Origin of the sequence: Serratia sp. MMO-28 (assembly GCF_037199905.1) — a bacterium.
GTDB classification, from domain to species: domain Bacteria; phylum Pseudomonadota; class Gammaproteobacteria; order Enterobacterales; family Enterobacteriaceae; genus Chania; species Chania oryzae.
The window spans coordinates 52,597-77,757 of record NZ_JBBCVB010000001.1; the positions used below are offsets into that span (position 1 = coordinate 52,597).

Sequence of the window (25,161 nt, forward strand, 5' to 3'; positions counted from 1 at the left end):
GACCGATTTGTCTCTTACTTGCCGCCTTGCCGCAGCTCCATTATTTAGGGTATTACAGAGGATTAGTTCAGAAATGCCGGTTGCTGGGCCTCGAAGCGTGAGATATCCGCTTCGTGCTGCAGCGTCAGGCCGATGCTGTCCAAACCGTTCATCATGCAGTGGCGGCGGAAGCTGTCGATCTCAAACGGATAACTTTTGCCCCCGGCATTCACCGTCTGGTTTTCCAGATCCACCACAAACGTGATCCCTTCGTTCTCCGCCACCAGTTTGAACAGCGTATCGATATCCTGTTCGCTCAGGGTGACCGGCAGTAACTGGTTGTTGAACGAGTTGCCGTAGAAAATATCGGCAAAGCTCGGTGCAATCACCACCTTAAAACCGTAATCGGTCAGCGCCCAAGGGGCATGTTCGCGGGAAGAGCCACAGCCAAAGTTTTCGCGCGCTAACAGGATACTGGCCCCTTGGTAACGCGGTTGGTTCAGGATGAACTCTGGGTTAGGCTGCTGACCGGCATCGTCCAGAAAACGCCAGTCGTTGAACAGGTGCTGGCCGAAACCGGTACGGGTCACTTTTTGCAGAAACTGCTTCGGGATAATGGCGTCGGTATCGACGTTGGCCGCATCCAGAGGCACCACTAAACCGGTATGTTGAATAAATTTAGCCACGGTGATGCTCCTTAGTGCAGTTCACGGATATCGGCGAAATGGCCAGTCACGGCAGCGGCAGCAGCCATCGCCGGGCTGAGCAGATGGGTACGCCCACCACGGCCCTGACGCCCTTCGAAGTTACGGTTGCTGGTGGACGCGCAGCGCTCGCCTGGGTTCAGGCGATCGTTGTTCATCGCCAGACACATGGAGCAGCCAGGCAAACGCCATTCAAAACCGGCTTCGATAAAGATCTTGTCCAGCCCTTCGGCTTCCGCCTGAGCTTTCACCGGGCCAGAGCCTGGCACCACAATGGCCTGCACACCGTTCGCCACTTTACGCCCTTTGGCAATCGCTGCCGCCGCGCGCAGATCTTCGATGCGCGAGTTGGTGCAGGAACCGATAAACACTTTATCGATCGCCACGTCGGTCAGCTTGATACCCGGTTTCAGGTCCATATAAGCCAGCGCTTTTTCAGCAGAAGCACGTTCAACCGGATCGCTGAAAGATTCAGGTGCCGGGATCGCCTGATTGACGGCAATAACCTGGCCGGGGTTGGTACCCCAGGTAACCTGAGGTGCGATGTCTTCGGCGCGCAGGGTGACAACGGTATCGAATTTGGCATCGGCGTCGGATTTCAGCGTGCGCCAGTAGGCAACCGCCTGCTCCCAGTTGGCACCGGTCGGCGCAAACTGACGGCCCTTCAGGTAATCGAAGGTGGTATCGTCTGGGGCTACCAGGCCCGCCTTGGCACCCATTTCAATCGCCATGTTGCACAGCGTCATGCGGCCTTCCATGCTCAAGGCCTCAATGGCTTTGCCGCAGAACTCAACGACGTGGCCGGTACCACCGGCACTGCCGGTTTTACCGATGATCGCCAGCACGATGTCCTTCGCGGTGATGCCTTCTGCGGCTTCACCGGTCACTTCAATCTTCATGGTCTTGGCACGGCCCTGTTTCAGGGTTTGCGTTGCCAGCACGTGCTCAACTTCTGAAGTGCCGATCCCAAACGCCAGTGAACCGAAGGCGCCGTGGGTGGCGGTGTGAGAGTCGCCACAGACGATGGTCATGCCCGGCAGCGTCATACCCTGCTCAGGGCCGATAACGTGCACAATCCCCTGGAACGGGTGATTCAGGTCATATAAAGAGACGCCGAATTCCGCACAGTTCTTGATCAGCTCCTGCATCTGGATGCGCGCCATCTCGCCGCTGGCGTTGATATCTTTGGTCTGGGTGGAAACGTTGTGATCCATGGTGGCAAAGGTTTTGCCCGGCTGGCGCACTTTACGGCCCATCGCGCGCAGGCCGTCGAACGCCTGTGGAGAGGTGACTTCATGCACCAGGTGGCGATCGATATACAGCAGCGGCGTTTCGTTCGGTGCTTCATGCACGACGTGAGCATCGTACAGTTTCTGATATAAGGTCTTGCCCATGATTTATGCCCCCTCAGCCACGAAACGGGCAATGATATCGCCCATTTCACTGGTGCCGATCGCTTTGCCGTCACCGGCCAGATCGGCGGTGCGGTAACCCTGTTCCAGCGCCTGATTGATGGCGCGCTCAATGGCGTCTGCGGCTTCATCGGCACCCAGGCTGTAACGCAGCAGCAGAGCTGCAGACAGAATCTGTGCGATCGGGTTGGCAATGTTTTTGCCTGCAATGTCCGGCGCGGAGCCGCCCGCCGGTTCATACAGACCGAAGCCTTGCTCGTTCAGGCTGGCGGAAGGCAGCATCCCCATGGAACCGGTGATCATCGCGCATTCATCAGACAGGATGTCACCGAACAGGTTGGAACACAGCAGCACGTCGAACTGGGACGGATCTTTGATCAACTGCATGGTGGCGTTGTCGATGTACATGTGCGACAGCGACACGTCCGGGTAATCTTTAGCAACCTGGGTCACCACTTCACGCCACAGGATCGAGCTTTGCAGCACGTTAGCTTTATCGATGGAAGTCACTTTATTGCGGCGCTTGCGGGCCGACTCAAAGGCGATACGCGCAATACGTTCGATCTCAAAACGGTGATACACCTCGGTATCGAAAGCCCGCTCATGCATGCCCTGGCCTTCGCGGCCCTTTGGCTGGCCGAAGTAGATGCCGCCGGTCAGTTCACGCACGCACAGAATATCGAAGCTGCGGGCTGCGATGTCGGCACGCAGCGGGCAGAACGCTTCCAGCCCCTGATACAGGCGTGCCGGGCGCAGGTTGCTGAACAGCTTGAAGTGTTTGCGCAACGGCAGCAGCGCACCGCGCTCAGGCTGCTCTGCCGGTGGCAGGTTTTCCCATTTCGGGCCACCGACGGAACCGAAAAGAATGGCATCGGCCTGTTCACAGCCCGCCAGAGTGGCTGCGGGCAGCGGCGTGCCCTGGCGATCGATGGCAATGCCACCGACGTCGTACTCGGATTGGGTGATGCGGATACCAAAACGCTGGCGCACTGCATCTAACACTTTGTGGGCTTGAGCCATTACTTCCGGGCCGATTCCGTCTCCGGGCAAGACGGCAATGTGGTAAGTCTTCGTCATGTTCACACCGTTTCCTGATTATTTTGTTGTTTGGTTTGCTGCAGACGCTGCTTTTCTTTTTCTACCTGCTGTGAGCGCCAGATATTATTTAATACGTGAATCATTGCCTTGGCGGAGGATTCGACGATGTCGGTAGCCAGGCCCACGCCGTGGAAACGGCGGCCCTGGTAGGACACGACGATGTCCACTTGGCCGAGGGCGTCGCGGCCCTGACCTTTGGCGGTCAACTGGTACTTCACCAGTTCGATAGGGTATTCGGTGATGCGGTTGATCGCTTGATACACCGCGTCCACTGGGCCGTTACCGGTTGCCGCTTCGGCTTTTTCTTCATCGCCACAGATCAGCTTGACCGAGGCGGTAGCCATAATACTGCTGCCGGACTGTACGCTGAAGTAGCCCAGGCTGAAATGTTCCGGTTCTTCCTGCTGTTTGTTGATAAAGGCCAGCGCTTCCAGATCGTAATCGAACACCTGGCCTTTCTTGTCGGCTAATTTCAGGAAGGCCGAGTACAACACGTCCAGATTGTAATCCTGCTCCTTGTAGCCCATTTCTTCCATACGGTGTTTGACCGCGGCACGGCCGGAGCGTGAGGTCAGGTTCAACTGTACGTCTTTCAGACCAATGGTCTGCGGAGTCATGATCTCGTAATTTTCGCGGTTTTTCAGCACACCATCCTGATGGATGCCGGAGGAGTGTGCGAACGCGTTGGAGCCGACGATGGCTTTGTTGGCAGGAATTGGCATGTTGCACAACTGGCTGACCAACTGGCTGGTGCGGTAAATTTCCTGATGATTGATATTGGTGTGCACATTCATGATGTCCTGGCGAACTTTGATCGCCATGATCACTTCTTCCAGTGAACAGTTACCGGCACGCTCACCGATACCGTTCAAGGTGCCTTCTACCTGGCGAGCACCGGCCTGTACGGCAGCGATCGAGTTACCAACGGCCATCCCCAGATCGTCGTGGCAGTGAACGGAAATAATCGCTTTATCGATGTTAGGTACGCGGTCATACAGGGTGGTGATAATACCGCCGAACTGGTTAGGCGTGGTGTAACCGACGGTATCGGGGATGTTGATGGTGGTTGCACCGGCGTTGATGGCCGCTTCCACCACGCGACACAGATTATCAATGGGTGTACGGCCTGCATCTTCACACGAGAACTCAACATCATCTGTGTAGTTACGTGCGCGTTTCACTGAACGTACCGCCATTTCCAGCACTTCATCAAACGAGCGCTTTAACTTTGACTCGATGTGTAAGGTGGAGGTGGCCAGGAACACATGGATACGGAAGGCTTCGGCCACGCGTAACGCTTCGGCCGCCACGTCAATGTCGTTGTCCACGCAGCGGGCCAGGCCACAAACGCGGCTGTTTTTGATCTGGCGGGCGATAGTTTGCACGGATTCAAAATCCCCCGGAGAAGACACCGGGAAGCCGACTTCCATCACATCGACACCCATCCTTTCCAGTGCCATAGCGATCTGAATCTTTTCCTTCACACTCAGGCTGGCTTGCAGTGCCTGCTCGCCGTCACGCAATGTGGTATCGAAAATAATGACTTGTTGGCTCATTTGATAGTTCCTTATCGTGTTTGCTTCACGCTAAGCGGGCAAAAAAAAACCCGCGCACTAGCGCGGGTTTCTACAGATGATGGGCTGAATCAGTTCTGAACTCCGCCCACCAGCATACCGCGCAAAGAAGATGCGTTAAGTAGTAGGCCTAGTAGACGTTGAGTACGGATCATGGAGGTCAGCTTCTCTAAAAATGTGTTTGTTGTCTCATTTGATACTTTATTGGCTGTGTGATGTCAACATTTGATTAATGGTCGGACGACCTTGACGGCTCGGACAGAGAATAAGTGTGGCAGACGAAAGCTCGGTAAAAAAACCGATCAGTAGGTTAAAAAGAACGTCTTTTTTGCGAGTTTTTTAGCATAAATGACATCAATCCCGTGCTGCTAGATTGATTCTTAATGTCGCTCAGTTAGAATTCCCACTGCGTAAAAAATGAGGAAGTACGGGCTTGGCTGTGAAATGAATAGTGCTTTATTTATTCATTAAATGAATTTATGCAATAGAAAAATTCACAGGGTGTATTTGATCTGAAATGCCGATACATCAAAGACAATTAAGTCACATGAAAAGCATCTATTTTGAGCGTTCACGATTGTCCATTATGTCGTTTTATGGTCTTATTCATCGTGATTATGGATGCCTGCTTGGTGCCCACGACTTGAGCGCAAAACCTGCCAACTTGTTTGCATGCCGTTATTGTTTTCCGACCTGAAGTGTTGGGTGCGATGCACAGCGCGTAACTATTCGTCGTTGTGTCATGTTTTTATAGGATGATGCTCGATTGTTATCCTAAGTGGATAGTCAATAGGGATAACTAATTTCGCCGTGTGGGAATAACTTAATGTTACTTTTAGCATGTTATTCCCCTGCGCGCTGGCGGAATTATCTACATGGGACTTAGTGGAGTTAGATATGTCTGAATATAATTCAGGAACTGTCTTAGAAAAAGAAAGTGGCGATATTCATCTGCGCAGCGTAGATCTTAATTTACTCACTGTTTTTGATGCAGTTATGCAAATGCAGAATATTACTCGCGCGGCCAATTCGTTGGGTATGTCACAGCCCGCGGTGAGCAATGCCGTAGCGCGTTTAAAAGTCATGTTCAATGATGAGCTATTCGTGCGCTTTGGCCGCGGCATCCAACCCACCATGCGCGCACGCCAGCTTTTCGGGCCGGTACGCCAGGCATTGCAACTGGTTCAGAATGAGTTGCCAGGCGCTGGATTCGAGGCCCTGACCAGTGAACGTACTTTTACACTTTCTATCTGCAGCCCATTGGATATCCGCCTCACGGCAAAAATAATCAACAACGTCAAGAATATGGCACCCAATGTACGGTTGCAGGCCAAATCCTATCTGAACAATAACATTGAACATCAGCTGCGTTACCAGGAAACTGAGTTTGTTATTGGTTACACCCGTTTTGAGCATCCTGAATTTCAAAATGTCGCTTTATTTGAAGATGAATTATGCCTGGTGGCAGCGCAGTCACATCCACGCCTGGCGAACAGTGTTACCCAAGAGCAAATGCTGGTTGAGCAGCATGCGGTCATATCATTGGAACGTTTCTGTTCCTTTAGCAAGCCGTTCTATGTCGAAGAGATTGCACAGCGCGGCATCACCCAGCAATGTACCGATCTGTTCAGCGTGTTGAATATTGTTGCAATGACGGAAATGGTGGCCATCACCCCGCGTTGGTTTGCTGAGCAACACGCACAAGCGTTGCAGCTAAAAACCATGCCATTACCTTGGGATAAGAAGGATGCTACCTGCTATCTTTCCTGGCATGAGTCCGCTGAACGTGATAAAGGCCATCAGTGGATGAAGTCTGTGCTTAGCCAGTCAGAATTATTGCGTTAATTGAGCGATTTATTAACCCGACGTACTTGCGCGTATGTCGGGTTAATAATCTAGAGGTGCTTAATAATAAGAAAAAGCTTAGCTTTTTGCTGGGAAAATTCTTAATTTTCATGTTCTGGTAACGTTTTCTATGCAGTATTTTAATGAATTTCTATTTATGAAATTAAATTCTGCATTATATGTTATAACCGGAGTTTTAACCTGTTAACTATTTGTTGTGCTTTCTCCTTTCTTTTATCGGCCCAGAGTAGCGCTTTTTACCAATCAGCGCTGCCTTGAATCAGAGCCCGATAGAGGTAACCCAAGTTTAGCTCACACTTCTACGCTGAAACCCCTTTCCCAGGTGTTGGAGAGTAGGTAGACTGCGCAAAAAAAAGTAAACACGTGTAAGCTGAGATTAAGGAACTTGGGTTCCGATCGTGGTTGACCGTTTGATTCATTTCAGGCTTAGAGCTCTATGACCAATAAATTGCAGCACTACCATCTGGTCCAACGTATCCAGCACCAAATCTCTCAGCGTGCTGACCGCACTGCTTTTCGCCAATGGTCCCCTCAGGGGGGAAACGCACTTGTCCTGGTCACAGGTTGGTACCCATGTGGAGCACATTGCCAGCGCGCTTTTGGCACAGGGTGTTGAGGTGCAGGAGCGTGTCGCGATCTTTGCCAATAATTGTATGGCCTGGTCGCTGGCCGATCTGGCTATTCTGCAATTGCGCGCTGTCAGCGTTCCTTTGTATGCGACCAACACCGCAGCGCAGGCCGCTTTTATCATCAATGATGCCGATATTCGCATTGTGTTTGTCGGTGCGCAGGCACAACTGGATGCGGCTATCGCGCTACGCGCGATATGCCCACAGCTCACCCAGATTATCGTGTTTGACGACGCCGCTGATTTACGTGGTTGTGAAATTGCCCAGTACCTGAGCCATTTTGAGCGCGAAGCGGATGTTGAACGCTTTGACACGCTGCGCCGGGAAAGAATGGCTGATAGCAGCCTGCAGGATCTGTTTACCCTGATTTATACCTCTGGCACCACCGGTGAGCCGAAAGGCGTGATGCTGGATTACCGTAATATGGCGGCGCAACTGCAACTGCATGACGATCGCATCACGGTAACGGAAGATGATGTTTCGCTCAGCTTCTTACCGTTGTCACATGTTTTTGAGCGGGCCTGGAGCTTTTTTATCATGCATTCCGGTGCTCAGAACGTCTATCTGCCGAATACCGACTGGGTACGTGAGGCGATGGCTGAGGTGAAGCCCACCCTGATGTGCGCGGTGCCGCGTTTTTATGAAAAAATCTTCAGCGCGGTGCATGAGAAGGTCGCTCGTGCGCCCTGGTTGCGCCGCGCGCTGTTCCATTGGGCGATTGTTTGCGGTGAACGAAAGTTCTTGCAGGAACGCGCGGGCAGGCCGCTTGGCAAACTGTTCGATCTTTCCCACTATTGGGCAGACAAGCTGGTGCTGAGTAAACTGCGTGCAATTCTGGGTGGGCGGGTACGTTTTTTGCCCGCAGCCGGAGCCAAACTGGATGACAACGTCATTCTGTTTTTTGAGGCGATGGGGGTAAACATCAAGTACGGCTACGGCATGACGGAAACCTGTGCCACGGTCTCCTGTTGGGAAGAGAATAATTTCCGCTTTGGCTCGATCGGCAAACCCTTACCAGGAGTGGAAGTGCGCATTGGTGAAGAGAACGAGATCCAGGTGCGTGGGCCGATCGTGATGCGTGGTTATTTCAATAAACCGCAGGAAACCGCCGATACCTTTACCGCTGATGGCTGGTTGAAAACCGGCGACGCCGGCATGATCGACGAAAGTGGCAACCTGTTTATCACCGAGCGGCTGAAGGATTTGATGAAAACCTCCGGCGGTAAGTACATTGCCCCGCAAATGCTGGAGGGCACGCTGGTACAGGATCGCTTTATTGAACAGGTAGCGATCATCGCTGATGCGCGCAAGTTTGTTTCCGCACTGATCGTGCCCAGTTTTGAGTCGCTGGAAGAGTATGCCCGATCGATAAACCTGAAGTATCAGGATCGGCTAGAGTTGCTGCGTAACAGCCATATTATTGAAATGTTTGAAAAACGGCTGCGTGAGATGCAAAAAGAGCTGGCTCTGTTTGAGCAGGTGAAAAAGTTTACTCTGCTGCCTGCGGCATTCTCCATGGAACTGGGGGAGTTAACGCCAACGCTGAAGCTGCGGCGTAAGGTGATCTTGCAGCGTTACCAGAATGAGATTGAATCCATGTATCAGGAAAAGTTATAACGTTGCCAGATGATAGTTTTTCCCGCTGGAAAAACATCAGCGCTCTTGTCTGATATCGTCCCGTAATTTCCAGAATTTCCGAAACAATGCCTGGCTATTATGCTTATAGCCAGTGCATTGTTTCTATAAGTTCCCTATCTCCCCTTTAATGGCAATAGCCTTATTGTTAATAAGTTGTTTTGTCGTTTGCCTGCCTCATATTCTGACGTTATGTTAGGCTGTATCGTGGTATTGAGTGCCGCTGACACGGTTTAATGCTGCGATACAGCCTGGTGAGTTTTAGAACATCCATCAATTTTGGGGCATTGCCCCGCAACAGGCGCTTCGTTCCGGCGCCAGACAAGAATTAAGCAAGCCTGGAGGCAAACCCATGGAGATGTTGTCAGGAGCCGAGATGGTCGTCCGATCGTTGATCGATCAGGGCGTTAAACATGTATTCGGCTATCCGGGTGGGGCGGTACTCGATATTTATGACGCCCTGCACACGGTTGGGGGAATCGATCATATTCTGGTGCGGCATGAACAGGGCGCCGTGCATATGGCCGATGGCTATGCGCGTGCGACCGGTGAAGTGGGGGTGGTTCTGGTCACCTCCGGCCCTGGTGCAACCAATGCGATTACCGGCATCGCTACCGCCTATATGGATTCCATCCCGATGGTGGTGCTTTCCGGCCAGGTGCCCAGCTCACTGATTGGTTACGATGCCTTCCAAGAGTGCGATATGGTGGGGATCTCGCGCCCGGTGGTGAAGCACAGCTTCCTGGTCAAGCGCACGGAAGATATCCCTTCGGTACTGAAAAAAGCCTTTTATCTGGCGTCTACCGGCCGCCCTGGCCCGGTGGTGATCGATCTGCCCAAAGATATCGTCGGCCCGGCGGTGAGAATGCCTTACGCCTATCCGAAAGACATCAGCATGCGCTCTTATAACCCAACGGTGCAGGGGCATCGTGGGCAGATAAAGCGCGCGTTGCAGACCATTCTGGCTGCGAAAAAACCGGTGATGTATGTCGGGGGTGGCGCAATCAATTCAGGCTGTCATGAAGAGCTGCTGCAGTTGGCGGAAAAGCTGAATCTGCCGGTAACCTGTACATTGATGGGCTTAGGGGCTTTTCCTGGCACCCATCGGCAGAGTGTTGGTATGTTAGGCATGCACGGCACTTATGAAGCCAATAAAACCATGCATCACTCTGATGTGATCTTTGCCATCGGCGTGCGTTTTGACGATCGTACCACCAACAACCTGATTAAATATTGCCCAGACGCCACCGTGCTGCATATTGATATCGATCCGACCTCCATTTCCAAAACGGTCGATGCCGATATTCCCATCGTCGGTGATGCCAAGCAGGTGCTGGTGCAAATGCTGGAGCTGTTGGCGCAGAGTGATAAAGCGCAGGATTTCGATGCGCTGCGCGATTGGTGGCAATCGATTGAGCAGTGGCGGGCACGTGATTGCCTGAGTTACGACAAAAGCAGTGGCACCATCAAGCCGCAGGCGGTGATTGAAACCTTGCACCGGCTGACCAAAGGCGATGCTTACGTCACTTCTGACGTCGGCCAGCACCAGATGTTTGCCGCGCTCTACTATCCGTTTGATAAACCACGCCGTTGGATTAATTCCGGTGGTTTGGGCACCATGGGCTTTGGCCTGCCTGCGGCGCTTGGCGTGAAGCTGGCCCTGCCGGAAGAAACCGTGGTGTGTGTGACCGGTGATGGCAGTATCCAGATGAATATTCAGGAACTGTCTACCGCGCTGCAATACAACCTGCCGGTGATTGTGCTCAATCTGAACAACGGCTATCTGGGCATGGTGAAGCAGTGGCAGGATATGATTTACTCCGGCCGCCATTCTCAGTCCTATATGAATTCTCTGCCGGACTTTGTGAAACTGGCAGAGGCTTATGGTCATGTGGGCATTGCCATTCGTACGCCAGATGAACTGGAAAGCAAGCTGGCACAGGCGCTGGCCGAGAAAGAGCGGCTGGTATTTGTCGATGTCACCGTCGATGAAAGCGAACATGTTTACCCAATGCAGATCCGCGGTGGAAGCATGGACGATATGTGGTTAAGCAAAACGGAGAGAACCTGATGAGGCGCCGTATTTTATCTGTACTACTGGAAAACGAATCCGGTGCATTGTCGCGCGTGGTTGGGCTGTTCTCCCAGCGTGGCTATAACATTGAGAGCCTGACGGTTGCACCAACTGACGATCCGACGCTGTCACGCATGACCATTCAGACCGTTGGCGATGAAAAAGTGCTGGAGCAGATTGAAAAGCAACTGCACAAACTGGTCGATGTGTTGCGCGTCAGCGAACTGGTCCAAGGGGCGCACGTTGAGCGTGAAATCATGCTGGTGAAATTGCAGGCCAGCGGCTACGGGCGTGAAGAGGTGAAGCGCAGCACGGACATTTTCCGCGGCCAGATTGTGGATGTCACGGCTTCGCTGTACACCGTTCAGCTGGCAGGCACCAGCGACAAGCTAGATGCTTTCCTCAATGCCGTGCGTGAAGTGGCAGAAATTGTTGAGGTCGCCCGTTCGGGGATTGTGGGCGTTTCCCGCGGCGATAAAATCATGCGCTAACCACGCTGCATGCTTGCTGACCAACGAGAGGGCGTAGCTTTATGGCTGCGCCCTTTCTTTTAACTTTTTGTTCGTTTGCTGGCACCTTTCTGCAAAAGCGGTTGCTCGGCCGGGTTTTCTGCGGTTAGATCCAAAGACTGGGATGAATAACCACTGTAGTTATTATGGTTACTCACGATCTTTCCGCCTTCATATCGCCGCCTTGTTTGGCTGCTATCTGAGAGTGTAAGAGTCAAACCGCAATCTTAATTGCTATTTTATTTTCAGCGTCATTAAGGGGTTAACGTGAAACTGGATGAAATCGCGCGTCTCGCAGGCGTTTCGCGCACCACGGCCAGTTATGTCATCAACGGCAAGGCGAAGCAGTATCGTGTCAGCGATAAAACCGTCGAAAAAGTGATGGCCGTGGTCAGGGAGCACAACTATCACCCGAATGCTGTCGCGGCGGGGTTACGCGCTGGCCGTACTCGTTCAATCGGCCTGGTGATACCAGATCTGGAAAATACCAGCTATACCCGCATCGCCAACTATCTGGAGCGCCAGGCGCGTCAGCGTGGTTATCAACTGCTGATCGCCTGTTCAGAAGATCAGCCGGACAACGAAATGCGCTGCGTGGAGCATCTGCTGCAACGCCAGGTGGATGCGATCATCGTGTCGACTGCCTTGCCACCGGAGCATCCTTTCTATCAGCGCTGGGCCAACGATCCTTTCCCGATCATTGCGTTAGACCGTGCGCTGGATCGCGAGCATTTCATCAGCGTCGTCGGGGCCGATCAGGAAGACTCCTTGGCGCTGGCGCAGGAATTGCGCAGCTTCCCGGCGAAATCGGTGCTGTATCTTGGGGCTCTGCCAGAGCTTTCGGTGAGTTTTCTGCGTGAGCAGGGGTTCCGCCAAGCGTGGCAGGATGACGAACGCCCTGTGGACTACCTGTATGCCAACAGCTATGAACGCGAGGCGGCAGGGGCGCTGTTTGCCGAATGGCTGAAAACCCATCCAATGCCGCAGGCGCTGTTTACCACCTCCTTTTCGCTGTTGCAGGGCGTGATGGATGTGACGCTGAAAAAGTATGGCCGCTTACCGACGGATCTGGCGATCGCCACTTTTGGTGATAATGAGCTGTTGGATTTCCTGGAATGCCCAGTGCTGGCCGTTGCGCAGCGCCATCGCGATGTGGCTGAGCGGGTGCTGGAACTGGTTCTGGCAAGCCTTGACGAGCCACGTAAGCCGAAGCCGGGCATGACGCGTATTCGCCGTAACCTGTTCCGCCGCGGCAGCCTGAGCCGGAGATGAGTCAATAGGGCCAGCCATGCCGCTGGCCTTTGGTTTTATACGTATCCCACAACGCGGAATAGCCGGCGGCAATATTCCAGAAAATAGCCGTATACCACTCCCATCGCCATCGATACCAGCGCATTGCTGGCTACCGCCGCCATGATTTGTTGCTCATCAGCCCCAACGCTCCACAAAATAGCGGCGTAAACCGGTGACTGAAAACTGACATAGGCCAGAAGATCGGCCAGATTGCGCAGCAAAAACTGCCCGCGAGGGAAACGGCGCGCCGTTGCGATAAAAAAGTCGCGGTAGCGCCCGTAAGGCCAGGCAATAAGAATATTGACGGGAATCGACAATAAAAGCGAAGAGAGCGATTGGCCGAAACTCATGCCAGAGATCAGGATTTCGATCGCCATGCCTGCCAGAAAGCAGTACACCACCAAGGCAAAGGTATCGGCGGCGGCACTGCGTAAGCGTGAAGCAGGTGAAAACATGGGGTAAGCTCCTGGCTTTAGGTTAACCTGTTTGGTTTGAATGTTAAATTGGTGTAATAAACTGATTTTTTAGCTTTTTACTAGTTTACTTGTCTGTGTTGATAATTTTAATTAGCTTAATATTTTTATTTTTAACAATTGTTTGGTTTTTGTCCTGACAAGAGGTGTCAAAATACAGATTGGAGGGATTAAAAATGGGGAATATCAATAAATCCATTAAAAACAATGCATTGATGTTTTTCCCTTGATTTTGGTGCAAAAAGACCATTCAGCGAGAAATCAAAAGAAATGTAAAAAAATGCAACCTGAAGGCTAAAGGATTATTTTGGGAGTAATCTCATCGCATGAATTTAAATCGTGGCCGGTAAGGCTCGTAATATTTGCAGGATATATTTTTCTTATGAGTTCTCCATGCATGGAATAATTGAAGTAAAATGGCGCGCGATTCACGGCGAAATATCTATCGAGTGTTATTAAGTCAATGGGTTATAGCGCCTGATGGCAAATGGGTGACCTGATGCCAAGCCTTGGCGGATGCGGCTTGCCGCAGTTTGCTACCCAATGATGACGTGATTGAAAAGTGAGACCTGGATTGCAGAAGGAAGTAATGAGTTAATTAATCGCCAATTTGTCAGTTTTTTAACCATCTCATTTCCGTTTAGAAAATTCTTCTCGTTTATCATGGTGTTAATTTTTATTCGTTTAATAAATAGAGTTCCTTTCGTGAGTCAGCCCCCAGAATGAACACTGAAATATTGCCAAAGCGCTGCCGCTCTGGCTTGACAAGGTTTTCATACCCTCCGTAAACTCCATTATGTGGGGATTTGTGGAGTAAAGTGGTGAAAAGGGTCACCAGGGGGTAGCTCAGGTATGTTCCGTGGAGCAACGATGGTTAACCTCGACAGTAAAGGGCGGCTCGCCGTACCTACCCGTTACCGGGTTTTACTGAATGAGGAGTCGCAAGGCCAAATGGTTTGTACCATTGACCTCCATCAGCCCTGCCTGTTGCTTTACCCATTACCCGAGTGGGAAATCATTGAACAAAAATTGTCCCGTCTGTCGAGCATGAATCCTGCCGAGCGCCGCGTTCAGCGCTTACTGTTGGGGCATGCCAGTGAGTGTCAGATGGATAGTGCCGGGCGCCTGTTGTTAGCCAGTACGCTGCGTCAACACGCCGGGCTGAGTAAAGAAGTGATGCTGGTCGGGCAGTTCAACAAGTTTGAACTGTGGGATGAACAGACCTGGTATCTACAAGTCAAGAAGGATATTGACGCTGAACAGTCCACTCAGGAACCGTTATCTGAGCGGCTACAGGACTTGTCACTATAAGCATGTTGGAAAACTATAAGCACACCACCGTCCTGTTGGATGAGGCCGTAAATGGCCTCAATATCCGCAGCAACGGCACATACATTGACGGAACTTTTGGTCGCGGTGGCCATTCTCGTCTGATTCTGTCCCAGTTGGGGCCGGAAGGACGTTTACTGGCAATTGATCGCGATCCGCAGGCCATTGCCGCTGCCGAATCGATTGAAGATCCTCGTTTTACTATCATACATGGCCCATTTTCTGAGCTGGCACACTATGCGCAGGAGCGCGAGCTGGTGGGCAAAATTGACGGTGTGTTGCTCGATCTGGGCGTTTCCTCTCCTCAGTTGGATGATGCCGAGCGCGGTTTTTCCTTCATGCGCGACGGCCCGCTGGATATGCGTATGGATCCCTCAAGCGGCCAGTCTGCCGCCGAATGGCTGATGAAAGCGGAAGCTGACGATATCGCCTGGGTGCTGAAAACCTTCGGTGAAGAGCGTTTTGCCAAGCGTATTGCCCGTGCCATCGTGGAAAGAAACCGTGTAGAACCGATGACGCGTACCAAAGAGCTGGCGGATCTGATCGCCAATGCCAGCCCGTTCCGTGAAAAGCACAAACATCCGGCAACGCGCAGTTTCCAGGCGATTCGAATTTATATCAACAGTGAACTGGAAGAGATCGAGCGTGCTCTGGACGGTGCGTTAGAGGTGCTGGCTCCGCAGGGGCGTCTGTCGATCATCAGCTTCCATTCGCTGGAAGATCGCATCGTCAAACGCTTTATGCGCCACCACAGCCGTGGGGCTCAGGTTCCCGCCGGGATTCCGCTAACCGAAGCACAACTGCGCGAAATGGGCGGCCGCACGCTGAAAGCGCTGGGCAAAATGATGCCGTCTGACGATGAAGTGGCGGAAAATCCGCGTGCTCGCAGCTCGGTACTGCGCATTGCCGAGAGGATGCCCGCGTGATTGGCCATGAACGCCACGGACTGGTCGGGGTTATTGGCGGTGATTTGCTGCGTAACGCCAAGATCCCGCTGATTCTGTTGATCGCCGTGTTGGTGACTGCTGTTTTTGTGGTCACCACCGCGCACCGTACTCGCTTACTGACCGCCGAGCGCGAACAGTTGGTGCTGGAGCGGGATGCGCTGGATATCGAGTGGCGTAACCTGATTCTGGAAGAAAACGCCCTTGGCGATCATAGCCGCGTGGAACGTATCGCTACGGAGAAACTGCAGATGCAGCACGTTGATCCATCGCAGGAAAATATCATCGTTAAACCATAAAGGGCTTAACCACATTCACGATACGGAGCAGAAAGGTAACACATGAAAGCAGTACGCCCCGGTAAGTTGAAACGCCAGGAAGATCAAGCCAGCTTTGTCAGCTGGCGTTTTGCGTTGCTGTGCGGCTGTATTCTGCTGGCGTTGGTCGGGCTGATGGTGCGCGTGGCTTATCTGCAGGTGATTAACCCGGATCGGCTGGTGAAAGAAGGCGACATGCGCTCGCTGCGCGTGCAGGAAGTTCCTACCGCGCGCGGCATGATCAGCGATCGCTCAGGCCGGCCATTGGCCGTGAGCGTGCCGGTAAACGCCGTGTGGGCCGATCCGAAAGAGCTGATCGAGCGCGGCGGGATTACGTTGGATTCGCGCTGGAAGGCGCTTTCTGATGCGTTGCAGATCCCGCTCGATCAGTTATCCAACCGTATTAACGCCAACCCGAAAGGGCGCTTTGTTTACCTGGCACGCCAGGTCAACCCGGCGATTGGTGACTATATCCATAAGCTGAAACTGCCGGGGATTTACCTGCGTCAGGAGTCACGCCGTTACTACCCTTCCGGGCAGGTGACTTCACACATTATCGGCGTCACTAATATTGATGGCGAAGGCATCGAAGGGGTTGAAAAAAGCTTTGATCGCTGGCTGACCGGGCAACCGGGTGAGCGAACCGTGCGTAAAGATCGTTATGGCCGGGTGATTGAGGATGTCTCCTCGGTAGACAGCCTGGCGGCGCACAACCTGATGCTGAGCATTGATGAACGCCTGCAGGCGCTGGTGTATCGCGAATTGAATAACGCTGTGGCCTTCAACAAGGCGGAGTCGGGCACTGCGGTACTGGTGGATGTGAATACCGGCGAAGTGTTGGCGATGGCCAACAGCCCTTCATACAACCCGAACAACATGGCCGGTACGCCGAAAGACACCATGCGTAACCGCGCAATAACCGATATTTTTGAACCGGGTTCCACAGTGAAACCGATGGTGGTGATGACGGCATTGCAGCACGGCGTGGTGAAAGAGAACAGCGTGCTCAATACCGTACCTTACCGCATTAACGGCCATGAAATCAAAGATGTGGCGCGTTATTCGGAACTGTCCATGACCGGGATCTTGCAGAAGTCGAGTAACGTCGGTGTGTCTAAGCTGGCGTTAGCGATGCCGTCCTCAGCGTTAGTAGATACTTACTCACGCTTTGGACTGGGAAAAGCGACCAATTTGGGGCTGGTCGGAGAAAGCAGTGGCTTATACCCAAAAAAACAACGGTGGTCTGACATAGAGAGGGCCACCTTCTCTTTCGGCTACGGGCTAATGGTAACGCCGTTACAGTTAGCGCGAGTCTATGCCACGATCGGCAGCCTGGGCGTGTACCGCCCATTGTCGATCACCAAAGTTGATCCACCGGTTGCCGGTGAGCGCGTCTTCCCTGAAGCCACGGTGCGTACCGTGGTGCACATGATGGAAAGCGTAGCTTTGCCGGGCGGCGGCGGTGTGAAGGCGGCCATCAAGGGTTACCGCATCGCGATTAAAACCGGTACCGCTAAAAAAGTCGGCCCGGACGGCAAATACGTCAACCGCTATATCGCTTATACCGCGGGTGTGGCACCCGCGAGTCAACCCCGTTTTGCTCTGGTGGTGGTGATCAACGATCCACAGGGCGGGAAGTACTACGGCGGTGCGATTTCTGCACCCGTATTTGGTGCGATCATGGGGGGCGTGCTGCGGATCATGAACATTGAGCCGGATGCGTTGCCCACCGGTGACAAAAGCGAATTAGTTATCAACAGTAAAGAGGGTACAGGTGGCAGATCGTAATTTACGCGATTTACTCGCTCCTTGGGTGCCAACGGCACCCGAGCGCCGGCTTAGGGAAATGATATTAGACAGCCGTATTGCGGCTGCCGGGGATCTGTTTGTCGCCGTCGTCGGCCACCAAACGGATGGCCGACGCTATATTCCACAAGCCATCGCACAAGGGGTCGCCGCCGTTATCGCTGAAGCCGAAAGCCAGGCTGAAGACGGTAAAATCTGCGAAATGCACGGCGTTCCCGTGATTTACCTGAGTCAGCTCAATCAGCGCCTTTCCGCCCTGGCCGGGCGTTTTTACCAGCAGCCTGCAGAACGCTTGCGTCTGATCGGCGTGACCGGTACCAACGGCAAAACCACCACCACACAACTGCTGGCGCAGTGGAGCCAACTGCTGGGCGAAACCGCCGCGGTGATGGGAACGGTCGGTAACGGCTTGCTGGACCAGGTTTGCCCGACGGAAAACACCACCGGTTCCGCGGTGGATGTCCAGCATATCCTTAACGATCTGGCCGAACAGGGCGCAACCTTTGCTGCGATGGAAGTCTCCTCACATGGTCTGGTGCAACACCGTGTGGCCGCTTTGCGCTTTGCTGCGGCCGTGTTTACCAACCTGAGCCGCGATCATCTGGATTACCACGGCGACATGGCCAGCTACGAAGCGGCTAAATGGTCACTGTTTGCGGCCCATGACGTTGGGCAGGCGATTATCAATGCCGACGATGAAGTCGGGCAGCGCTGGTTGGCGCAACTGCCGGATGCTGTGGCCGTGACCATGCAAGATAACCTGCAGCCTGGCTGCCGTGGCCGCTGGCTGAAAGCCACGGCGGTGAACTATCACGATAACGGCGCCACGATTCATTTCAGCTCAAGCTGGGGCGATGGCGAGATTGAAAGCCGCCTGATGGGGGCGTTCAACGTCAGTAACCTGCTGTTGGCGCTGGCAACCTTGTTGTCGCTCGGTTACCCGTTTGCTGACCTGGTGAAAACTGCCAATCAACTACAGCCGGTTTGTGGCCGTATGGAAGTGTTTAATGCTCCGGGCAAACCCACGGTGGTAGTGGATTATGCCCACACCCCGGACGCCTTGGAGAAAGCCTTGGAAGCCGCACGTCTGCACTGCCTGGGGCAATTGTGGTGCGTGTTTGGCTGCGGCGGCGATCGCGACAAAGGTAAGCGCCCACTTATGGGGGGCATTGCCGAGCAATTCGCCGATCGGGTGGTGGTCACCGACGATAACCCACGCACCGAAGAGCCACAGGCAATTATCAAAGATATTCTCGCCGGGTTGCTGGATGCCGGGCATGTGCAGGTGATCCATGGGCGCGCTGAAGCCGTCACCAGCGCCATCATGCAGGCACAAGAACAGGATGTCGTCTTGGTGGCAGGCAAAGGCCATGAGGATTATCAAGTGGTGGGGAACCGTCGCCTGGACTACTCCGATCGTACTACCGTTGCGCGTCTGCTGGGGGTGTTGGCATGATCCCGGTATCCCTGAAGACCCTGGCTGAGGTACTGAGCGCCGAGCTGATCGGTGCCGATTGCTCAATCACCGAAGTGACGACAGATACGCGCCAGATCACGCCAGGCTGCCTGTTTGTGGCGCTGAAGGGGGAACGCTTCGACGCCCATGATTTTGCCGCTGACGCCATCGCCGCAGGTGCCGGGGCGCTGCTGGTAAGTAAGCGCTTATTGGGGGATGTGCCGCAACTGGTGGTGAAAGACACCCGCATTGCGTTGGGGCAACTGGCCGCCTGGGTTCGTCAGCAAGTGTCGGCCAAAGTGGTGGCTCTGACCGGTTCATCGGGCAAGACCTCGGTGAAAGAAATGGCTGCCGCGATTCTGCGCGAGTGTGGCGCGGTGCTGTATACCGCCGGTAATTTCAACAATGACATTGGCGTGCCGCTGACGCTGCTACGCCTGCAGCCACAGCATGATTTTGCCGTGATTGAATTGGGCGCGAATCATATTGGTGAGATCGCTTATACCACCGCCTTAACCCAGCCGCAGAGCGCGCTGGTGAATAATCTGGCGGCGGCACATCTGGAAGGGTTTGGTTCTTTGGCCGGTGTGGCTCAGGCCAAAGGTGAAATATTTGGTGGCTTGCCTGCAGACGGCGTGGCGATCATCAACGCGGATAATAACGACTGGCCACACTGGCAGGCCCAATTACAAGGCAAAAAAGTGTGGCGTTTCTCGCCGCAGGCGGCAGGGGCGGTAGACTTTTTTGCCAGTGATATCCAGGTGAATGGTAAGGGTACGCAGTTTACGCTGCACAGCCCGTTTGGCACGGTGGCTGTTGAGCTGCCGCTGCCGGGCCGCCATAACGTGGCGAATGCTCTGGCGGCAGCGGCGCTGGCAATGTCAGTGGGTGCAACGTTAGAAGCGGTGCGCAAAGGATTGCAACAACTGCAAGCGGTGCCGGGGCGTTTATGCCCGGTGGTGTGGGCAGAAGGCAAGCTGCTGCTGGACGACAGCTACAACGCCAACGTCGGTTCAATGATCGCGGCGGCACAGACGCTGGCAGAGATGCCGGGCTACCGGGTGATGGTGGTTGGCGATATGGCCGAGTTGGGCGCAGACGCTGAAGAGTGCCACCGTCAGGTGGGTGAAGCTGCCCGTGCGGCCGGGGTGGATAAAGTGATCAGCGTGGGCCAATTAAGCCAAACGCTGAGTTCGGCCGCCGGTAACGGTGAGCATTATCAGGATAAGACAGCAGTGATCGCGCGCGTAGCGGAATTACTGTCAGCACATGCGGTAATTACCGTGTTAATCAAAGGTTCACGTAGTGCCGCAATGGAGCAGGTAGTACGCGCGTTACAGGAGAAAGCACCATGTTAGTTTGGCTGGCCGAGCATTTGGTCAAGTATTACTCCGGCTTCAACGTCTTTTCCTACCTGACGTTCAGGGCCATCGTCAGCCTGCTGACCGCGCTGTTTATTTCTCTGTGGATGGGGCCGCGGGTGATTAAGCGCCTGCAGGAAATGTCCTTCGGCCAGGTGGTGCGTAACGACGGGCCGGAATCGCACTTCAGCAAACGCGGCACGCCAACCATGGGCGGCATCATGATCCTGACCTCCATCACCATTTCGGTGCTGATGTGGGCCTATCCGTCCAACCCTTATGTGTGGTGCGTGCTGTTTGTACTGGTGGGTTACGGCATCATCGGTTTTGTCGATGACTATCGCAAAGTGGTGCGCAAGGATACCAGAGGGTTGATTGCCCGCTGGAAGTACTTCTGGCAATCGGTGATTGCGCTGATTGTCGCTTTCTCCATGTATGCGATAGGAAAAGACACGCCAGCCACCGAGCTGGTGGTGCCGTTTTTCAAGGACGTCATGCCGCAGCTTGGTCTGCTGTATGTGCTGCTGGCTTACTTTGTGATTGTCGGTACCAGCAATGCGGTCAACCTGACCGATGGCTTGGATGGCTTGGCGATCATGCCAACCGTGTTCGTGGCCGCCGGTTTTGCGCTGGTCGCCTGGGCCACCGGTAATATGAATTTCGCCAGCTATCTGCATATCCCGTATCTGCGCCACGCTGGTGAACTGGTGATCGTGTGTACCGCGATTGTCGGGGCGGGGTTAGGCTTCCTGTGGTTCAACACTTACCCGGCTCAGGTGTTTATGGGCGATGTCGGCTCATTGGCACTGGGGGGGGCGCTGGGGACGATCGCCGTGCTGCTGCGTCAGGAGTTTTTGCTAGTGATTATGGGCGGTGTGTTCGTGGTTGAAACGCTGTCGGTGATCCTGCAGGTGGGGTCGTTCAAGCTGCGCGGGCAACGTATTTTCCGTATGGCGCCGATCCATCACCACTACGAATTGAAAGGCTGGCCAGAGCCGCGCGTGATCGTGCGCTTCTGGATTATTTCGCTGATGCTGGTGCTGATTGGCCTGGCGACGCTCAAGGTGCGCTAATTATGGTGGATTATCAGGGTAAAAAAGTAGTCATCATCGGGTTGGGCCTCACCGGCTTGTCCTGTGTTGATTTCTTTATGGCGCGCGGCGTGACGCCGCGCGTTATGGATACCCGCATTGCTCCGCCAGGGCTGGATAAGCTGCCTGAGAGCGTGGAGCGGCATTTGGGCGATCTGAATCAGGATTGGCTGCTGGAGGCGGATCTGATCGTTGCCAGCCCTGGTATGGCTTTGGCAACACCGGCGCTGAGCGCTGCTGCGGATGCCGGTGTGGAGATCGTTGGTGACGTCGAGCTGTTTTGCCGTGAGGCGCAGGCACCGATTGTGGCGATCACCGGTTCCAACGGCAAAAGCACCGTGACCACGCTGGTGGGCGAAATGGCTAAAGCCGCCGGTTGGGCGGTGGGCGTCGGCGGCAATATCGGCCTGCCAGCGCTCAGTTTGCTGCGCCAAGAATGCCAGCTTTACGTGCTGGAACTGTCGAGCTTCCAACTGGAAACCACCTCAAGCCTGCGCGCCGCTGCCGCGACCATCCTCAACGTGACCGAAGACCATATGGATCGCTATCCGTTTGGCTTGCAGCAGTACCGTGCCGCCAAACTGCGGATCTATGAAAATGCTGGCGTGTGCGTGGTGAATGCAGATGATGCACTGACCATGCCGGTACGTGGCGCTGATGCGCGTTGTGTCAGCTTTGGTGCCGATGTCGGGGATTACCATCTCAACCGCCAGCAGGGCGAAATCTGGCTGCGGGTTAACGGTGAGAAGGTCCTCAACACCCGTGAGATGAAGCTCACAGGCCAGCATAACTACACCAACGCACTGGCGGCTTTGGCGTTGGCCGATGCGGTCAGACTGCCACGCTCTTCCAGCCTGAAGGCGCTGACCACCTTTGCTGGCCTGGAACACCGCTTCCAACTGGTGTGGGAGCACGATGGCGTCCGCTGGATTAATGATTCCAAAGCCACCAACGTTGGCAGCACCGAAGCGGCGCTGAACGGTTTGCAGGTGGAAGGAACGCTGCACCTGTTGTTGGGCGGCGATGGCAAATCTGCCGATTTCTCGCCGCTGGCGCGTTATCTGCAAGGCGACAATATTCGTTTGTATTGTTTTGGTCGCGATGGTGCGCAACTGGCAGAGTTGCGCGCCGATATTGCTACTTTGACTGAAACCATGGAACAGGCGATGCAAACGATCGCTGGCCGCGTGAAGGCGGGCGATATGGTGCTGTTGTCGCCCGCCTGTGCCAGCCTGGATCAGTTCCGTAATTTTGAAGTGCGTGGCAATGAGTTTGCCCGTCTGGCGCAGGAGCTTGGCGGATGAGACTGCGGATGCCGACGTTTGGCCTGGCCAACAAACTGAAAGACTGGGTGATGGGATCGCGTGAAAGTGATTCGGTCAACATGGTGCTGTATGACCGTACCCTGTTGTGGTTGACCTTCGGTTTGGCCGTTGTCGGTTTTGTGATGGTGACATCGGCCTCAATGCCGATCGGCCAACGTCTGGCAGAAGATCCGTTCCTGTTTGCCAAGCGTGATGCCCTTTATCTGGCACTGGCATTTGGCCTGTCGCTGATTACGCTGCGTATTCCGATGGAAGTATGGCAGCGCTACAGCACCGCCATGTTGCTGCTGTCGATGGTGATGTTGCTGATCGTCTTGGTGGTGGGCAGTTCGGTGAACGGTGCATCGCGCTGGATCTCCCTGGGGCCGTTGCGTATTCAGCCTGCCGAGCTCTCTAAATTATCGCTGTTCTGTTACCTGTCGAGTTATCTGGTACGTAAGGTCGATGAGGTCCGCAGTAACTTCTGGGGTTTCTGTAAACCGATGGGGGTAATGGTGGTGCTGGCGGTGTTGCTGCTGGCACAGCCGGATTTGGGGACGGTGGTAGTGCTGTTTATCACCACCTTGGCGATGTTGTTTCTGGCCGGTGCCAAGATGTGGCAGTTCCTGGCGATTATCGGTTCCGGTGCGTTTGCGGTAGGGCTGCTGGTGATTGCAGAACCTTACCGTATGCGCCGTGTGACCTCCTTCTGGAACCCCTGGGCCGATCCGTTTGGCAGTGGTTATCAGTTAACCCAGTCGCTGATGGCGTTCGGCCGCGGTGAGTTCTGGGGGCAAGGGCTGGGTAACTCAGTGCAGAAACTGGAGTATCTGCCTGAGGCGCACACCGACTTTATCTTCGCGATTTTAGGTGAGGAATTGGGCTATATCGGTGTGGTTTTAGCCCTGTTAATGGTATTCTTCGTCGCTTTTCGCGCGATGTCGATTGGCCGCCGCGCACTGGAGATCGATCAGCGATTTTCCGGTTTCCTGGCCTGTTCGATCGGCGTTTGGTTCAGTTTCCAGGCGTTGGTTAACGTGGGGGCGGCGGCGGGGATGCTGCCGACCAAAGGGCTGACGCTGCCGCTGATCAGTTACGGTGGTTCGAGCCTGTTGATTATGTCAACGGCGATTGTGCTGTTGCTGCGTATTGACTATGAAACACGCCTGACTAAAGCACAGGCGTTTGTGAAGAGGTAACGGATGAGCGGTAAAGCGAAGCGTTTAATGGTGATGGCAGGCGGTACCGGTGGGCATGTGTTCCCGGGGCTGGCGGTCGCGCATCATCTGATGGCGCAAGGCTGGCAGGTGCGCTGGCTCGGAACCGCCGACCGTATGGAAGCTGACCTGGTGCCAAAGCATGGGATCGAGATCGATTTTATCCGCATTTCCGGCTTGCGCGGCAAAGGCTTGAAGGCCCAGTTGACCGCACCGTTGCGCATCTGGCGTGCCGTGCGTCAGGCCAAGGCGATTATGCGCAGCTATCAGCCAGATGTGGTGTTGGGCATGGGCGGTTATGTTTCTGGTCCCGGTGGCTTGGCTGCCTGGTTGTGCGGCATCCCGGTGGTGCTGCACGAGCAGAACGGCATTGCGGGGTTGACCAATCGCTGGCTGTCACGCATTGCCAAAACGGTGTTACAGGCTTTCCCCGGCGCATTCCCCAATGCGGAGGTGGTAGGTAACCCGGTGCGGACCGATGTGCTGGCATTGCCATTACCTGCGGAGCGCCTAGCTGGGCGTGAAGGGCCGGTTCGCGTGCTGGTGATTGGCGGAAGCCAAGGCGCACGCGTGCTGAATCAGACAGTTCCTGAAGCCGCGGCGCTGTTGGGCGATAAAATCACCCTCTGGCATCAGGTAGGCAAAGGCGCGCTGGAAACGGTGCTGCGTGACTACGAAAGGGCAGGGCAGACCCAGCACAACGTTACCGAGTTTATCGACGACATGGCGGCGGCCTATGCGTGGGCCGACGTGGTGGTGTGCCGTTCCGGTGCGCTGACCGTCAGTGAGATTGCGGCGGCCGGTTTACCTGCCATCTTTGTCCCTTTCCAGCATAAAGATCGTCAGCAGTACTGGAATGCCCGTCCGCTTGAGGCGGCAGGTGCGGCGAAAATTATTGAACAGCCGCAGTTTACCGCTGGAGCACTGGCGGAACTGTTGGCGGGCTGGGATCGCTCAACGTTACTGATGATGGCTGAAAAAGCCCGTGCGGTAGCGATCCCGGATGCAACAGAACGCGTGGCGGCGGAGATCGTTCGCGTAGCTAAATAGATCATGCAGGGCTTGGCTCGCCGAGCCTTATGAAAAATAA

The 25,161-nt window shown here is 54.4% G+C and carries 20 protein-coding genes and 1 pseudogene; 15 read left to right on the forward strand and 6 right to left on the reverse strand.

The features are described from left to right. Window positions 1–62: 62 nt before the first annotated feature. From leuD to leuL, 5 genes are all read right to left on the reverse strand, one after another. Window positions 63–665 (reverse strand): 3-isopropylmalate dehydratase small subunit, encoded by a 603-nt coding sequence (leuD, locus tag WG891_RS00220; protein WP_337261131.1) that lies wholly within the window; start codon window positions 663–665, stop codon window positions 63–65. Between the two features lie 11 nt (window positions 666–676). Continuing rightward, on the reverse strand, window positions 677–2,077 hold the full coding sequence (leuC, locus tag WG891_RS00225) for a 3-isopropylmalate dehydratase large subunit (RefSeq protein ID WP_156292633.1): 1,401 nt from the start codon (window positions 2,075–2,077) through the stop codon (window positions 677–679). 3 nt (window positions 2,078–2,080) lie between these two features. Then, window positions 2,081–3,172, reverse strand: coding sequence for a 3-isopropylmalate dehydrogenase (gene leuB, locus WG891_RS00230; protein WP_076942540.1), 1,092 nt, complete (start codon window positions 3,170–3,172; stop codon window positions 2,081–2,083). Window positions 3,173–3,174: 2 nt separating this feature from the next. Then, window positions 3,175–4,749: a 2-isopropylmalate synthase gene (gene leuA, locus WG891_RS00235; protein ID WP_076942539.1), complete on the reverse strand. Its 1,575-nt coding sequence runs from the start codon at window positions 4,747–4,749 to the stop codon at window positions 3,175–3,177. An 89-nt stretch (window positions 4,750–4,838) separates the two neighbouring features. Beyond that, the gene (gene leuL / locus WG891_RS26985) at window positions 4,839–4,922 is read right to left on the reverse strand and encodes a leu operon leader peptide (protein WP_125828799.1); all 84 of its coding nucleotides are present in this window, start codon (window positions 4,920–4,922) and stop codon (window positions 4,839–4,841) included. A 742-nt stretch (window positions 4,923–5,664) separates the two neighbouring features. Between leuL and leuO the strand changes: the two genes are divergently transcribed. From leuO to cra, 5 genes and pseudogenes are all read left to right on the forward strand, one after another. After that, window positions 5,665–6,612 (forward strand): transcriptional regulator LeuO, encoded by a 948-nt coding sequence (gene leuO, locus WG891_RS00240; RefSeq protein ID WP_337261132.1) that lies wholly within the window; start codon window positions 5,665–5,667, stop codon window positions 6,610–6,612. Between the two features lie 457 nt (window positions 6,613–7,069). Then, window positions 7,070–8,879 (forward strand): annotated as a pseudogene (locus WG891_RS00245) (AMP-dependent synthetase/ligase). Between the two features lie 370 nt (window positions 8,880–9,249). Further along, entirely contained in the window at window positions 9,250–10,968 is a 1,719-nt protein-coding gene (gene ilvI, locus WG891_RS00250) for an acetolactate synthase 3 large subunit (RefSeq protein ID WP_337261133.1), read from the forward strand. After that, entirely contained in the window at window positions 10,968–11,462 is a 495-nt protein-coding gene (ilvN, locus tag WG891_RS00255; RefSeq protein WP_095996131.1) for an acetolactate synthase small subunit, read from the forward strand. The genes ilvI and ilvN overlap by 1 nt, the downstream gene beginning before the upstream one ends. A 285-nt stretch (window positions 11,463–11,747) precedes the next feature. Continuing rightward, a complete protein-coding gene (cra, locus tag WG891_RS00260; RefSeq protein ID WP_337261134.1) occupies window positions 11,748–12,752 on the forward strand; it encodes a catabolite repressor/activator in 1,005 nt (334 codons plus the stop codon). 35 nt (window positions 12,753–12,787) lie between these two features. Here cra and WG891_RS00265 read toward each other — a convergent pair whose 3' ends face one another. Continuing rightward, complete coding sequence (locus tag WG891_RS00265) at window positions 12,788–13,228, reverse strand: L-alanine exporter AlaE (protein ID WP_337261135.1); 441 nt, start codon at window positions 13,226–13,228, stop codon at window positions 12,788–12,790. Window positions 13,229–14,098: 870 nt separating this feature from the next. On the opposite strand from WG891_RS00265, the gene mraZ reads away from it, so the two are divergent. Genes mraZ through murG form a run of 10 tightly spaced genes read left to right on the forward strand, consistent with a single transcriptional unit; the run spans window position 14,099 to window position 25,121 of the window. After that, window positions 14,099–14,557 carry a division/cell wall cluster transcriptional repressor MraZ gene (gene mraZ / locus WG891_RS00270; protein WP_337261136.1) on the forward strand — a complete coding sequence of 153 codons (459 nt, stop codon included), beginning with the start codon at window positions 14,099–14,101 and terminating at the stop codon, window positions 14,555–14,557. A 2-nt stretch (window positions 14,558–14,559) separates the two neighbouring features. Then, entirely contained in the window at window positions 14,560–15,501 is a 942-nt protein-coding gene (gene rsmH, locus WG891_RS00275) for a 16S rRNA (cytosine(1402)-N(4))-methyltransferase RsmH (RefSeq protein ID WP_337261137.1), read from the forward strand. Beyond that, window positions 15,498–15,818, forward strand: coding sequence for a cell division protein FtsL (gene ftsL, locus WG891_RS00280; RefSeq protein ID WP_076942529.1), 321 nt, complete (start codon window positions 15,498–15,500; stop codon window positions 15,816–15,818). The genes rsmH and ftsL overlap by 4 nt, the downstream gene beginning before the upstream one ends. 42 nt (window positions 15,819–15,860) lie before the next feature. After that, window positions 15,861–17,624: a peptidoglycan glycosyltransferase FtsI gene (locus WG891_RS00285; protein WP_337261138.1), complete on the forward strand. Its 1,764-nt coding sequence runs from the start codon at window positions 15,861–15,863 to the stop codon at window positions 17,622–17,624. After that, a complete protein-coding gene (gene murE, locus WG891_RS00290; RefSeq protein ID WP_337261139.1) occupies window positions 17,611–19,098 on the forward strand; it encodes a UDP-N-acetylmuramoyl-L-alanyl-D-glutamate--2,6-diaminopimelate ligase in 1,488 nt (495 codons plus the stop codon). The genes WG891_RS00285 and murE overlap by 14 nt, the downstream gene beginning before the upstream one ends. Continuing rightward, on the forward strand, window positions 19,095–20,456 hold the full coding sequence (gene murF / locus WG891_RS00295) for a UDP-N-acetylmuramoyl-tripeptide--D-alanyl-D-alanine ligase (RefSeq protein WP_337261140.1): 1,362 nt from the start codon (window positions 19,095–19,097) through the stop codon (window positions 20,454–20,456). The genes murE and murF overlap by 4 nt, the downstream gene beginning before the upstream one ends. After that, window positions 20,450–21,532 carry a phospho-N-acetylmuramoyl-pentapeptide-transferase gene (gene mraY, locus WG891_RS00300; protein WP_337261141.1) on the forward strand — a complete coding sequence of 361 codons (1,083 nt, stop codon included), beginning with the start codon at window positions 20,450–20,452 and terminating at the stop codon, window positions 21,530–21,532. The genes murF and mraY overlap by 7 nt, the downstream gene beginning before the upstream one ends. Window positions 21,533–21,534: 2 nt before the next feature. Then, the gene (gene murD, locus WG891_RS00305; protein ID WP_337261142.1) at window positions 21,535–22,854 is read left to right on the forward strand and encodes a UDP-N-acetylmuramoyl-L-alanine--D-glutamate ligase; all 1,320 of its coding nucleotides are present in this window, start codon (window positions 21,535–21,537) and stop codon (window positions 22,852–22,854) included. A gap of 2 nt (window positions 22,855–22,856) precedes the next feature. Beyond that, window positions 22,857–24,053, forward strand: a complete 1,197-nt coding sequence (gene ftsW, locus WG891_RS00310; protein ID WP_337261355.1) for a cell division protein FtsW — start codon at window positions 22,857–22,859, stop codon at window positions 24,051–24,053. Between the two features lie 3 nt (window positions 24,054–24,056). Continuing rightward, entirely contained in the window at window positions 24,057–25,121 is a 1,065-nt protein-coding gene (murG, locus tag WG891_RS00315; RefSeq protein ID WP_337261143.1) for an undecaprenyldiphospho-muramoylpentapeptide beta-N-acetylglucosaminyltransferase, read from the forward strand. Window positions 25,122–25,161: the final 40 nt, after the last annotated feature.